At 40.5% G+C, this 14203-nt stretch carries 9 protein-coding genes; 2 read left to right on the forward strand and 7 right to left on the reverse strand.

Translation table 11 applies throughout. The features are described 5' to 3' along the window. Positions 1 to 68: 68 nt before the first annotated feature. The gene (locus E0D95_RS06685; protein ID WP_130803159.1) at positions 69 to 452 is read right to left on the reverse strand and encodes an SCP2 sterol-binding domain-containing protein; all 384 of its coding nucleotides are present in this window, start codon (positions 450 to 452) and stop codon (positions 69 to 71) included. Positions 453 to 658: 206 nt separating this feature from the next. Beyond that, positions 659 to 1564, reverse strand: a complete 906-nt coding sequence (ttcA, locus tag E0D95_RS06690; RefSeq protein ID WP_130803160.1) for a tRNA 2-thiocytidine(32) synthetase TtcA — start codon at positions 1562 to 1564, stop codon at positions 659 to 661. A gap of 509 nt (positions 1565 to 2073) precedes the next feature. On the opposite strand from ttcA, the gene E0D95_RS06695 reads away from it, so the two are divergent. Both E0D95_RS06695 and htpX read left to right on the forward strand, forming a co-directional pair. Next, positions 2074 to 2925 carry a lytic transglycosylase domain-containing protein gene (locus E0D95_RS06695; protein ID WP_130803161.1) on the forward strand — a complete coding sequence of 284 codons (852 nt, stop codon included), beginning with the start codon at positions 2074 to 2076 and terminating at the stop codon, positions 2923 to 2925. 138 nt (positions 2926 to 3063) lie between these two features. Beyond that, on the forward strand, positions 3064 to 3969 hold the full coding sequence (gene htpX / locus E0D95_RS06700) for a protease HtpX (RefSeq protein WP_130803162.1): 906 nt from the start codon (positions 3064 to 3066) through the stop codon (positions 3967 to 3969). 111 nt (positions 3970 to 4080) lie between these two features. On the opposite strand, the gene E0D95_RS06705 is transcribed toward htpX, so the two are convergent. The 5 genes from E0D95_RS06705 to groL all read right to left on the reverse strand — a co-directional run bounded on the left by E0D95_RS06705 (position 4081) and on the right by groL (position 14163). Continuing rightward, positions 4081 to 4656: a DUF4112 domain-containing protein gene (locus E0D95_RS06705; RefSeq protein WP_130804851.1), complete on the reverse strand. Its 576-nt coding sequence runs from the start codon at positions 4654 to 4656 to the stop codon at positions 4081 to 4083. A gap of 90 nt (positions 4657 to 4746) precedes the next feature. Continuing rightward, on the reverse strand, positions 4747 to 6096 hold the full coding sequence (gene mgtE / locus E0D95_RS06710; protein ID WP_130803163.1) for a magnesium transporter: 1350 nt from the start codon (positions 6094 to 6096) through the stop codon (positions 4747 to 4749). 223 nt (positions 6097 to 6319) lie between these two features. Next, positions 6320 to 9424: an efflux RND transporter permease subunit gene (locus E0D95_RS06715; protein ID WP_130803164.1), complete on the reverse strand. Its 3105-nt coding sequence runs from the start codon at positions 9422 to 9424 to the stop codon at positions 6320 to 6322. A 406-nt stretch (positions 9425 to 9830) separates the two neighbouring features. Next, positions 9831 to 12266 (reverse strand): membrane-bound PQQ-dependent dehydrogenase, glucose/quinate/shikimate family, encoded by a 2436-nt coding sequence (locus E0D95_RS06720; protein WP_130803165.1) that lies wholly within the window; start codon positions 12264 to 12266, stop codon positions 9831 to 9833. A 262-nt stretch (positions 12267 to 12528) separates the two neighbouring features. Next, entirely contained in the window at positions 12529 to 14163 is a 1635-nt protein-coding gene (groL, locus tag E0D95_RS06725; RefSeq protein ID WP_130803166.1) for a chaperonin GroEL, read from the reverse strand. Positions 14164 to 14203 lie beyond the last annotated feature (40 nt).

Raw genomic sequence — 14203 nt, forward strand, 5'->3', positions numbered from 1 at the left:
GGCAAAAATAAAAGTTTGGCTTTAGTCACCAAACTTTTATTTATTTCTCTATTCAGTTTTGCTCAGGCTTAAGCAGTTTGAGCAAGCACTTTCTTAAATAGATCTTTTTGTTCAGCACTTGGTTTAGCCGTTTGCAATGCCATCAATTGTGACATATCACCTTGTACTTTAATTTTTCCAGTCATAAATGCCTGCATTGCCGCAGCCATATCAAACTCCAAGAAAACTTTGCGTAATGTTTCCGCATCCATCGTCAAAGTTGTTTTTGCATTTGCAGATAAACCTTTCTGGATTTTTCCGCCATCTAAAGCCAATTCAGTATTTTCACCAGCGTCAGAAACAACAAGATTAATTGCCAAATTTGCTAATGCTGGCGGTAGATTTAGGTCACCTGCTTCAGCAGTCAATTGTTCTACAGTAGAAAACCAGTCATCAGTTAAAAATGCAGGCATGATTATTCCTCAAATATATTTGTTCAATTCCTTGTGTTGACTCAGCAGACAACATCTTTTGGAAGCAATTTGCTTGCACATTGTTATAGCACGTTCTATTTCTTTTGAGCTAACCTTTTTTGTACGCGCTGTTCATTTTTGTTGATTAATTTTCAATTCGTTTAAAAAAAATGCTAACTCAATGATAAGTTAGCATTTATAAAAAATCATTCGGCCGCGAAGCTCAAATTGACCACATCTAGTCGATTTTTAAATTCCTCTGGATCTTTAAAATCGAGCTCACGCTGTGAATCCAGTACTTCAAAATCAAACAACTCACGGTCTGCCAATTGTGATGGAGAGACATTTTGCAATGCACCAAAAATACTATGCAAACGTTTTGGATACTTTTTATCCCATTCACGCAACATATCATTGATCATGGCACGTTGCAGATTTTCCTGAGAACCACATAAGTTACAAGGAATGATCGGGAATTGGCGCAGTTCTGCGTATTTGATAATGTCTTTTTCTTCGACATAAGCCAGTGGTCGAATCAGAATGTTCTTTTTATCTGAAGATAAAAGCTTGGGTGGCATCGCTTTTAAGCTACCACCATGAAACAGATTTAAAAAGAAAGTCGCAATAATATCGTCACGGTGATGCCCCAAAGCCACTTTAGTGGCTCCTATCTCCTGCGCAAATCCATATAATGAACCGCGGCGCAAACGAGAACATACCGCACAATAGGTTTTACCCTCAGGCGTCAAACGTTTGGTAATGGTGTAGGTATCTTTTTCCAGAATACAATAAGGAATATTATTTTCTTCCATATATCGTGGCAATACGTCTTCTGGAAACCCCGGTTGTTTCTGATCCAGATTAACCGCAACTACATCAAAATTAATTGGAGCAATTCGTTTAAATTGCAACAAGATGTCCAGCAAGGTATAGCTGTCTTTACCACCCGACACACACACCATGACTTTGTCACCGTCTTCGATCATTTTAAAATCACGAATTGCATGCCCTACTTGGCGACGCAGCTTTTTTAAAAGCCGATAATATGCTGAGCTGGTTGGTAGTTCAGGCTTAAAATTAAACCCTTGCTCGGACTCCACTGGCGAGTACATAGACAGACTTTACCCATAAACAAAAATACTGGCTGATTTTATCCGATTCGATCGTGAATCGCACCTAAAGAATTTTAATTTCGCAGCTTTGTCATTTTTATGCATTAGACTGAGCGGTTGCCCCATCAAATTTTTTGTTATTCAGCGTAAAATTTCGCCAAGATGCTTATATTTTGGACTTCTCCACAGTTGTCCACAAAACCTGTGGATAAAATTGTGGATTTCTTAGTACTTGACAAACTGTTTTAAGCTGAAATTAAGGCGTGTGTTTAATTTGATCATTTTTTAACCAATTATTATTTTGTATAAAAATCAATTTCTTAGATATGTCAAGCGTCCCTTTCTAAAAAATATTTTAAATTTTTTTTGATGCATATTCAGACAAAATAGTTTGCTTTTATTTGTTTAACAGTTTTAAAAAAATTTTAGCAAAAATCACCTAAAACGTTTTTTTTTGTTAAACTGGAACACGAAAACAGTGCCTAAATATTGATAGTGAATAAATTACAATGAAAAATACTGGACGTATTTCTTTACATTTTGTTTTGGGGACTTTGCTGAGCTTAACCATCAGTGTGAGCAGTCATGCCGGACAAATCTATATTTATAAAGACCGCGATGGTGGAACCTTACTTACCAATCGCAAAAGCTCAGATCGTTCACTCACCAAAGTGAAAGCGACTTATTACGCTGATAGTAACATTCATACATATCGTAACTGGGGAAATTCTGAAGCCGCAGTTTTACCAAGCTATAGTAAAAATAAAGATGCTTTTGACGCTATTATTCGTCAGGCAGCACAGCAACATGGTGTATCTGAAGGACTGATTAAGGCGGTCATGCATACAGAGTCTGGTTTTAATACCCATGCACGTTCGCCTGTCGGAGCGCAAGGTTTGATGCAACTGATGCCAGCAACAGCCAAACGTTTTAATGTTTCCAATGTTTACGACCCTTTTGAAAACATTTTAGGTGGTGCAAAATATTTAAGCTGGTTGTTAAAGCGTTTTAATGGCAACACTCAGCTGGCACTAGCGGCATATAACGCAGGTGAAGGCAATGTAGATAAATATGGCGGCATTCCTCCTTTTCGTGAAACACAGGACTATGTCAAACGAGTGACCAGCCGTTTTCAAAATTTATATGCGACAGGTGTTGTTAACAGCAATGTAGCGTCTTCGCAAGCACAAGTGCTTGCCCAATCAGCCAATTATACGTCTTCTATGAATGCCCCTGTTGAACAAGTTTCAAAGTATAATCGTCAGATTATTTCGGTGTCCAATAATAGCTTCACAGATGCTCCGGGAACCTATGTCACTGATAATGCAACAGCTTCAGCAAGAATTCATATTTCGAATTAACGCATACATTCTTTAACTTAAAAATTCCTTAAATAAAATAATAAGTCTTGAATTTTTGAGAAAAGCCCCTCATATTTAGCCTAATGATTTTAGGATCATACGCTATTTAATTTAGAATCTTTCAAGAGGATTTACTCAATGATGCGGATTGGTTTGTTTTTGCTAACCAACCTCGCGGTACTGGTTGTAGCTGGCATTATTTTGTCACTCTTCGGTGTCGGTAGTTACCATGGCGCGGGTGGCTTAAATCTAGGCAACCTCTTAGTCATCTGTTTTGTATTTGGTATGGTTGGCTCTTTCATTTCACTGTTCATGTCAAAATGGATGGCAAAGAAGACCACAGGCACAGAACTGATTGACCCCAATGCTCCACGTAATCAGGCTGAAGCATGGTTATTGCAAACCGTGTCGGAGCTGTCGCAACGAGCTGGCATTCAAATGCCTGAAGTTGGTATTTTCCCATCTTATCAATCCAATGCCTTTGCAACAGGCTGGAATAAAAACGACGCATTGGTTGCCGTTTCCAGTGGTTTGCTTGAACGCATGAATAAAGATGAACTACGTGCCGTGTTAGCACACGAAATTGGTCACGTTGCCAATGGCGATATGGTGACGCTTGCGCTCATACAAGGTGTAGTGAATGCGTTCGTGATGTTCTTTGCACGTGTCGTCGGCGATTTTATTGATCGTAATGTGTTTGGTCGTCAGGATGGTGAAGCACCGGGTATAGGCTATTTTGTGATTACCATCGTACTGGACATCGTTTTCGGTATTTTGGCATCCGCAATTGTAATGTGGTTTTCACGCCATCGCGAATACCGTGCCGATGAAGCAGGTGCACGCTTGGCGGGTAAGCAAGCCATGATTTCTGCCCTTCTTCGCTTACAGGCTGAATCTGAAATGCCTGACCAAATGCCAAAAGAAATGAAAGCATTTGCGATTGCAGAAGGTAAAGAACAAGGCTTTAGTTTGGCCGCATTGTTTCAAACACATCCAAGTATTGAACAACGTGTTGCTGCATTACAGCAATTGAATTGCCCGTAATCCAGCTTCACGCATTCAAACTTAAAAAAAACCAGTCAAGTCGACTGGTTTTTTATGCACTGTATTTTTAATTCTATAGATTTCTATATTTTAAATGCGTGAGTTTGATGATCAATGTGCCTGATATAAAGACCATAAATAACTTGTCCCAATCCAGATCGCGGCTACAAAAAATAGAATAAAAATTAAACCGATCAAATCAGGTAAGTGCAACCAAATCCAGCTCACCACAGGGTTTCGCCAAAATGCAGATTGCTGTTGCTTGTGTTCCAGCCGTTCATGTAAATAAGGATGAACCACATGTGATTCGCTCTGAATTTGATATTCAGCACGAATATGATCATGCACAATATCCAAAGCTTTGCGACTCGGACGTATAAATACATCAAATATTGTTCCGGCGACAGGAATAAAACCCACCACGGCATCAATAGCCGCCAGTTTAATCACAGGGTTTAATTTATGTTGTGGAACACCAATCTGTCTGGCTTTATAAATTGCATAACAGGTTAGTGCAAATCCAGCGACATCACCAGCAAAAGGAATCGTACTTAATGCCGCATCTGCACCTACGCCTTGTTTGGTAAAAGGAATACGCACCAAACTATCCATCGCATTGGCAAATTTTGCCAAATCCCGTTCCAATTTAATGACTTCCTGCTGTGTCAGTTTTTCTTGTTGCGCCATAATTTTAAGTATCAAACAATCTCCAGCCTCATTTTAATCCAATTCAAATAAAATATTTTTTTAATTCTGTGAGCGATTCAATTGATCACCTTACATCGCAACCGAACTTAATAATTGTGCGGCAATAAATAAGTAAATAATGACGCCTGTCGCATCGCAAATTGAGGTCACTAGTGGTGCAGAGGCACTGGCAGGGTCCAAACCCAGTCGATCCAATATAAAAGGCAAACTCATTCCGACCACACTTCCAATCAGCACAATGCCCATCATGCTCAAAATCAGAACCAATGCGACCATGGCATCACCACGAATATAACCCAAAATCGCGACTGCAATAGCCATGGTTATTCCCAAAGCTAATGCTACCAGACATTCCCGCCCCAGTAGTTTAAACCAGTCTGTCATCACCACATCGCCTGTTGCCAAGGCGCGAACCATTAAGGTGGCTGATTGCGAACCTGCATTTCCGCCACTTCCAACCAATAACGGTAAAAAGAACACCAAAACAATGTTGGATTCAATAACCGATTCAAAATGAGCAATTCCCAAGCCTGATAACAGACTACCAAACACCAAAATGACCAACCAAAATACACGTTTGCGATATAGCAGCAATAACGGAGCTTCTTTAATATTTACACTTGGGGTCGAAGCATCAACCGCACCTACTCTTAAAAAGTCTTCATTGGCTTCAGCACTGGCAACATCCATGGCATCATCATAAGTGACAATCCCTAGCAGCGCACCCGCATGATCAATAATCGGCAATGCCAATAAATCATAACGGGCAATTTTTTTGGCCACTTCATCTTGATCATCATCCACATAGGCAGAAATCACCTCTGTACTCATCAACTGGCTAATGCTTTGATCCAGAGGTGCTAAAATGAGTTCATGTAAAGAAACCTCTCCCAGTAAATGTCGTTTTTCATCGACAATATACGATTCATAAATAGTTTCAGCATCTGGTGCTTGTTGACGCAAGGTTGCTATGGCTTTCTCAACCGTCATGTCCTGATGTAAAGTGACATATTGGGATGTCATGATTGCACCGGCGGTACCTTCTTGATACATCGCGAGACGTCGAATATCCTCCCTTTGGGCTTGTGCCAAAGCAGGCAATAATGCCTCCTGTTCAGTCAGATCTAACTGCTTAAATAAATCTGTACGTTTATCTGAGGGCATTTCCGAGACAATCGCAGCCAAATCAGCACGTGATAGCTCATGCACCAACTTTGCCTGATAATCGGGTTCAATTTTGGTAAATACCTTTGCAGCTTTCGGTAAATGGGCCAATAATTGCGCGCTACTTTGTACTGGCATTTGTTCAATCACGTCGGCAAGATCTGCGGCTTTTAAATGAGCCACTAACGTAAGCGCTTTCTGAATATCGAAATGGATAATGGCATCATTCAATGACACGGATAATGGAGCATTCATGATATTCCCCAGAAATTAAAGCAATTCCTACATATTTATCAGTTTCTAACAATCAAGTACGTTAACTTTTTGAAATTAAAATGCTTCTGTTTTAAAAATGAGCTTTTTATTTTCAAATTTATCGCATCATCCACCTATAAAAATATTTATGACCACAAAAATGTCATTTTTATATTCATGATGGATAACCTCATTTAAATTTCACTCAAGTTCAAAACATACTTTAAGATATGTGCCGTGGCGGTTTGTATTTAAACAATGTACGAATTAACACATAAATCATGGGAATAAAAATCAGGACTAAAATTGTTCCAAACAATACGCCACCAAATACACTGTATCCAATCGCCTGACGGCTTAATGCTCCTGCACCTGTTGAGAACATTAACGGTACTACGCCAGCACCAAAGGCCAAAGAGGTCATTAGAATAGGTCTGAGTCGTAATCCAGCAGATTGTAAAGCCGCATCCAGCGCACTCGCACCTTTTTCCTGCAAATTCGCAGCAAATTCGACCATCAAAATTGCATTTTTACAGGACAAACCAATGGTGGTGAGGAGCGCAATCTGAAAATAAATGTCATTGGCAAAATTAAACCAGTGACTAAATAGAATGGTTCCACCAACACCGAGCGGAATCGCCATCATGACCACGGCAGGAATGGACCAACTTTCATAAAGTGCAGCCAGACATAAAAAGATAAATGCAACTGAGATAATATAGAGCCAGATTGCCTGATTACTCGATTGTTGCTCTTGATAGGATAAACCGCTCCATGCTAAGCCCGTATCTGGCATTTGATCGACCATTCGGCTAATTTCCTGCATGGCCTGACCACTACTAAAACCTTGTGCCGCATCAGCTTCGAGTTCAATGGATGGATATCCCATGAAACGCTCCAGCAAAGGTGGTGCACCTTGCCACTGCACTGAACTAAATTGGTTGAACGGAATCATTTCGCCTTGGCTATTTTTTACAAACCAATAGCTTAAATCTTCAGGTTTTGAGCGGTATGCGGCATCCCCCTGTAAGTAAACTCGTTTAATTCGCCCACGGTCAATAAAGTCATTAATATAGGTTCCGCTCCATGCCGTGGAAAGTGTACGGTTGATATCACCCACATTAATACCATGCGCCATTGCCATACGATGATCAATTTTGATATTCAATACTGCCTGATCGTCATTGCCTTTTTTATCGACATTTCTCACCTGCTGGCTGCTTTGACTTTTTTGTTGCAGATTTTGAAATGAGGCGATTAATTGTTCACGTCCCAAACCTTGTACATCCTGTATCCAGAAATCGACTTTGTCCGAATTTCCCAACCCCCGAATGACTGAGGGCATCAGTACATTAATACGTGCCTGATTATTTTTAGCAAAATACTGTGAGGCTCTGGCACGAATCTGCTGTGCACTATTTGCCTGCCCTTTACGATCATCCCAGTGTTTGAGCGACACATACGCCTGCCCTAAATTTTGCCCTGTTCCTGAAAAATTACGTCCATTGATGACCATAATACCGTTGGTATTATCTTTCTCCTGTGCCTGAAAATAATCAGAAATCTGTTTACCCACCTGTTCGGTCTTAGCCAGTGGGGTGCCTTCAGGCAAAGTAAACTGGACCATCAAAGCTCCCTGATCTTCCTGAGGTAAGAAGCTGGTTGGCAGATCACGATACATCCAGATAAAACAAAGTACTAATACTGCAAATATGGCTGCTGCAATATATTGATGATCAATGGTTTTTTTAGAAAGATTTAAATACGCTGTTTTTAGATTTTCCAGTGCTCGATTAAAATAAACCGCCCATTTAAATTGTTTCTTTTCTGCTTTTAATAAAATTGCACATAAAGCAGGCGTTAAAACCAATGCGACCATTAAGGATAATGCCATGGCAGCAACCAAAGTAATCGAAAATTGTCGATAGATAATGCCTGTTGCACCACTGAAAAATGACATCGGTATAAATACGGCGGTCAATACCAACGTAATACCGACTAAAGCCCCACCAATCTCCTGCATGGACCGAATACTGGCTTGTCGCGCATCTATATTATCTTCATGCATAATCCGTTCGACATTTTCAACCACCACAATCGCATCATCTACCAGCAACCCAATCGCCAGCACCATTGCAAATAAGGTTAGCGTGTTGATGCTCATGCCCAACACCGATAAAATTGCAAACGTTCCTAAAATCACCACTGGAACTGTGACCGCAGGAATCAATGTCGCGCGCCAGTTTTGTAGAAATACAAACATGACCAAGACCACCAGTACAATCGCCTCAAGCAGTGTTGAAATTACTTGAGTCATCGACTCTTTCACAAAAGGCGTATCATCTCGTGGGTAAATGACAAAATAGCCATCTGGTAGATTTTTCTGGAGCTTATCAACTTCGGCATATACAGCTTTGGCCGTTTGCATCAGATTTGCCCCAACTGCCAATGAAATAGATAAACCAGAACCGGGATAGCCATTCAGTCGGTTAAAAACCTGATAATTTTCTGCCCCAACCTCAACCCTTGCAACATCTTTTAAATAAACAAAACTGCCATTTTGGTTGGCTTTTAAAATAATATTTTCAAATTGTTCAGGGGTTTTGAGTAAGGAGCCAGAAGTGACTTTAGCATTGAGATATTGATCATTATTAACCGGTAATTCACCAATGGCACCCGCCGCCACTTGAGTATTCTGATTTTCCAGTGCGGTGCGTACATCGCTGACCATCAGTTGATATTGACGTAATTTAGTCGGGTCTAACCAGATTCGCATTGCATATTGCGAACCAAAGACATTGACCTCACCCACCCCTTCGATTCGGCTTAAATTAAGTTCAAAGTTATTGCTTAAATAGTCTGAAATATCAATATTGCTTGAACGACCACTTTTGTCGCCCAAACCAATCACCATAAATGAGTCACTGAGGGATTTTCGGACATTAATTCCCTGCCGCTGTACGTCATCTGGAAGCCGATTGATCGCACCATTCACTGCATTTTGAACCTGAACCTGCGCTTCGTCAGGATCAGTTCCCTGTGCAAAATACAGGCTAATGCGGCTACTACCATTCGCATCACTACTTGAACTGAAATAAAGTAAGTGGTCAATTCCCTTGATTTGCTGTTCCAGAACTTGCGTCACGCTATCTTCCACAGCTTGTGCATCAGCACCACTATAAGTCGCAGACACCGTAATGCGTGGTGGCGCAATATCTGGATAACGCTCTACAGGCAGACTAAGTACTGAAAATAAACCCACAGCCATGACAATAATTGCAAGTACACCTGCAAAAATAGGACGATCAATAAAAAATCTTGACAACATGGCGTTGGGATTTCCAAGGCAGAAGTTGAAAAATATGCAGTTATAAATGATCGACTGCATCAATAATTCATTGATAATCAATGAGTCATTTTTTAAATTCAAGCTTTTTTAATTTTAATTTCAAATGTTGCATAAAAAGGGATAAATCATGAAGATTGTGTATAAAGACTGCGAATTTTAAGTACTGCATTCATAAAATAATCATAAAATTTTTATTTTGCTCTGTGTTTTAATCTTGTTCTTTGTTTTTTTAAAAACTATTTTTCATTAAATTTAAGACCGAAAACGATTGCACAAATTTGAGCATTCATCGCAATAATATTATGACCAAAAAATCTATTCACCCAAATACCAGCCTTTCAAAATCATATGAAAGGCTGGTACATAGAGGCAGATATTAAATCCCCTATTTTTTCAATTTATACGCAATGACATAATCACCAACAGGGGTTTTCATAAAATGATGCCCACCGGCCATGATCACAATATATTGCTCTCCATTGACTGCATAAGTCATAGGTGTTGCCTGACCTCCAGCAGGTAAATTCGCAGTCCAAACTAATTTACCTGTACGATTATCTAGGGCATGCAATTTATTATCCGTTGCAGCCGCCACAAAGGTTAAACCACCTGCCGTAATAATTGGACCACCATTGTTTGGCGTACCAATATTAATTGGCAAATAAGTCGGTAAACCAAACGGACCATTGTGTTCTGCACTTCCAAATGGATGTTGCCAGAGCACTTTTTTACGATTTAAATCAATTGCGGTAATCATGCCATAAGGCGGCTCATTACACAGTACCTGTGAAATTGGCGCATAAAATGGTGAAACGTTTATTCCATAAGGGGTATCAGCCATTGCACCATTGCCTTCTGCACCGCCGCCACCTGCTTTATAATGTGGATCATCGATTGATTTTAAGCCCTGTTTATTGGCTTCTGTACGAGTCACTAATTTGTCGTACATAGGCGTTACATTCCAGTTTGCAATCATCAAGCCAGTATTAGGATTTACTGCGACACTTCCCCAATCACTTCCGCCGTTATAACCCGGAAACTCAATCCAAGGTTTGTCAATACTCGGTGGTGTAAATTCTCCAAGATAATTTGCCTGCTTAAACTTAATTCGACAGAGCATCTGATCAATCGGTGAAATACCCCACATGGTTTTTTCCAACAAATCAGGTAAACCTAAACGTGGGATATCAACAGACCATGGTTGGGTTTTAGCACGTGGATCATTGGGGACAGCATGATACTTCACAGCATCGCTTGGTACTGGTGCTGGTCGTTCTTCAACTTTACTCAGTGCTTGACCAGTTGCACGATTAAGAATAAAGGTCTGACCACGTTTGGTCGGCATGATCAATGCAGGAACTTTTTTTCCAGTAGCGTCTGGATAATCCACCAGTGTTGGCTGTGAACCAATATCATAGTCCCAAACATCTTTATGTGCGGTCTGGAACACCCATTTTTCATGCCCTGTATTTACGTCAAGCGCGACAACCGCAGACGAGACCCGATTTTCATTGGCACTGCGCATGGCACTATAATAGTCTGCGGCAGAGTTACCCGTTGGGACGTAAACCAATCCTAATTTTTCATCACCAATCATGGCTGCCCATGAGTTTGGTGTACCACGGCTGTATTGTTCGCCAGGTTTAGGCTCGGTGGTTATATTTGGACGGTTTACATCCCACGCCCATTTAAACTGACCTGTATCAGCATCATAACCACGAATTACACCAGAAGGTGCCCAGCGACGTTGTCCATCAAGTACCTGATGATTCACCACAATTACACCATTTACAATTGGTACTGGTGCAGTGACTGCAAGTTGTCCCGGTACCCATTTGCCAATACCCGTAGACAAATCGGTTTGACCATGCTGACCGAAATTTTCACATGACTGACCTGTATCAGCGTCAACAGCCAGTAAACGCATATCCAGCGTACCGACTATAATTTTGTTATGACAGGCTTGACCTTCAGGAATGGTTTTGGATTGATAAAAAGTAACGGCTTTACAGGCTGCGGTATATGGAATATTTTCATATTTCACACCCGATTTGTGTTCCCATATTTTTTTGCCTGAAATCGCATCTAATTTAATAATATTGTTGGTTGCACTACATAAATAAACAGCGTTCCCGACTTTAATCGGGGTGGTTTCTGCTGCCCATTTATTGGTTTGACCCGCCTGAGGAACATCACCTGTTCGATAAGTCCATGCCACTTCAAGCTTATTGACATTCTCTGGCGTGATTTGATCGAGAGGAGAATAGCGTGTCGCATTTTCATCACGACCATAATATTGCCAGTCTGTATCAGGTTGAAGCTTGGAAGCATTGGATGAATGAGTCGCAATTGATTGTGCGGAAATTTCTTGCCCTGACACATAAGATGAATGTGGATAAAAAGCCAAACCACCCGCAATAATAAAACACAGAACAATAAAACCAGTGAGGCTGTACGAAACTTTCTTACTGCTACCTGAGCCAATATTGGGCATGAGTAAACTCATAAAGAAGGAAAAAACCGCCACAATCGCGAGTCGAGGAACCCATCCCCAATACCGTGTACCCGCTTCCCAGATCGTCCAAATAAGCGTATAAAAAAAGAAAAGCCAAAATAGCTTTACACCAAGTTGATGATTTTTAAATAAATACAAACTTGAAATAATTAATACGACGCCGCTAATAACGTAATACCATGAACCTCCTAAGTAAGCTAAATAAATACCGCCGATAAATAATGTAAGTGCAAATAGCAGTAAAACGAATGAAAAAACTTTTACTGAAATGCTACTTGTTTTTCTAGAGATGGAAGAATGAGCCATAGCTTTTAACCTTATTAATTTTAATTCGCATGGAATGGCTATTACATCATTTTAGTAAATATAAAAACGATCATCATATTGTTTGTGATATGTTGTTTGAAACTTAAAGTAATCTTAATTTTTAACTGTATATTTATTATGAGATTATCTAAAAAGTAGTATTTTAAAACAATCCTAAGCATTCTTACAAAATTCTGGCTATCCAAATAAAAAGGACCGTAAATGATTTACGGTCCTTCATCATTTAACTTCAAAAAGCAGCTTACATCATACCGCCCATACCACCCATGCCACCCATATCAGGCATTGCTGGTTTGTCTTCAGGGATATCTGTGATCATTGCTTCAGTTGTTAGCATGAGACCAGCAACAGAAGCAGCATGCTCAAGTGCAGAACGGGTCACTTTAGCTGGGTCAAGAATACCCATTTCAAGCATGTCACCATAAACACCAGTCGCAGCATTGTAACCATAGTTACCTTCGCCGGCTTTCACCGCATTCACCACCACAGATGGTTCGTCACCCGCATTTGATACGATTTGACGAAGTGGTGCTTCAATCGCACGGCGTAAAATGTTGATCCCTACCGTTTGGTCATCATTTGCACCGCTCAAACCATCAAGCGCGTTTACAGCACGTACTAGCGCAACACCACCACCTGCAACTACACCTTCTTCAACCGCAGCACGCGTTGCATGAAGCGCATCGTCAACACGGTCTTTCTTCTCTTTCATTTCAACTTCAGTTGCTGCACCAATTTTGATGACTGCAACACCGCCAGCAAGTTTCGCTACACGTTCCTGAAGTTTTTCTTTGTCATATTCAGAGGTTGATTCTTCAATTTGCGCACGAATCTGTTGAACACGTTCTGCAATTTGAGCTGCATTACCAGCACCATCTACAATCACTGTGTTTTCTTTAGAAACTGTTACTTTATGTGCAGTCCCTAAATCTTGAAGTGTCGCTTGCTCTAAAGACATACCGACTTCTTCAGAAATCACAGTTGCACCTGTCAAGATCGCGATATCTTGAAGCATTGCCTTACGACGGTCACCAAAACCAGGTGCTTTTACAGCACAGACTTTAATAATACCGCGCATGTTGTTAACAACTAGTGTTGCTAACGCTTCACCTTCAACATCTTCCGCAATAATTAAAAGTGGCTTGCCTGTTTTAGCAACTGCTTCTAAAACTGTGATTAATTCACGAATATTGCTGATTTTTTTATCAACAAGCAAAATGAACGGATTTTCAAGTTCAGCAGTTAAAGTGTCTTGCTTGTTGGCAAAGTACGGGCTGATATAACCACGGTCAAACTGCATACCCTCTACAACGTCAAGCGCATCTTCAAAGCCTGAACCTTCTTCAACTGTGATCACGCCTTCTTTACCAACGCGTTCCATTGCTTGAGCAATCAATTTACCTACAGTCTCATCAGAGTTTGCAGAAATCGAACCCACTTGTTCAATCGCTTTAAAATCATCTGCTGGTTTAGCTGTTGAACGGATATTTTCAACCACCGCTTTTACTGCGATATCAATACCACGTTTAAGATCCATTGGGTTCATACCCGCAGTCACTGACTTGATCCCTTCGTTAAGGATTGCTTGAGCAAGTACAGTTGCAGTTGTTGTACCGTCGCCTGCAATGTCGTTGGTTTTGCTTGATACTTCACGTACCAATTGCGCACCCATGTTTTCAAACTTGTCTTTCAGGGTAATTTCTTTGGCAACAGTCACACCATCTTTGGTGATGTGCGGCGCACCAAAAGAACGGTCGATCACCACATTACGGCCTTTAGGACCTAGAGTCACTTTCACTGCATCTGCAAGAACGTTGACACCTGCGATCATTTTTGAACGCGCTGAATCACCGAATTTAACGTCTTTAGCTGACATTATTTACTCCAAATTTTATATCTATGCTTGATCTGAGTTA

Origin of the sequence: Acinetobacter ihumii (assembly GCF_900625095.1) — a bacterium.
Lineage (GTDB): Bacteria > Pseudomonadota > Gammaproteobacteria > Pseudomonadales > Moraxellaceae > Acinetobacter > Acinetobacter ihumii.

Coding starts and splice junctions, on each gene's coding strand:
- groL (WP_130803166.1), bottom strand. CDS start 14,163: ATGTCAGCTAAAGACGTTAAATTCGGTGATTCAGCGCGTTCAAAAATG.
- E0D95_RS06695 (WP_130803161.1), top strand. CDS start 2,074: ATGAAAAATACTGGACGTATTTCTTTACATTTTGTTTTGGGGACTTTG.
- E0D95_RS06715 (WP_130803164.1), bottom strand. CDS start 9,424: ATGTTGTCAAGATTTTTTATTGATCGTCCTATTTTTGCAGGTGTACTT.
- E0D95_RS06705 (WP_130804851.1), bottom strand. CDS start 4,656: ATGGCGCAACAAGAAAAACTGACACAGCAGGAAGTCATTAAATTGGAA.
- E0D95_RS06685 (WP_130803159.1), bottom strand. CDS start 452: ATGCCTGCATTTTTAACTGATGACTGGTTTTCTACTGTAGAACAATTG.
- mgtE (WP_130803163.1), bottom strand. CDS start 6,096: ATGAATGCTCCATTATCCGTGTCATTGAATGATGCCATTATCCATTTC.
- htpX (WP_130803162.1), top strand. CDS start 3,064: ATGATGCGGATTGGTTTGTTTTTGCTAACCAACCTCGCGGTACTGGTT.
- ttcA (WP_130803160.1), bottom strand. CDS start 1,564: ATGTACTCGCCAGTGGAGTCCGAGCAAGGGTTTAATTTTAAGCCTGAA.
- E0D95_RS06720 (WP_130803165.1), bottom strand. CDS start 12,266: ATGGCTCATTCTTCCATCTCTAGAAAAACAAGTAGCATTTCAGTAAAA.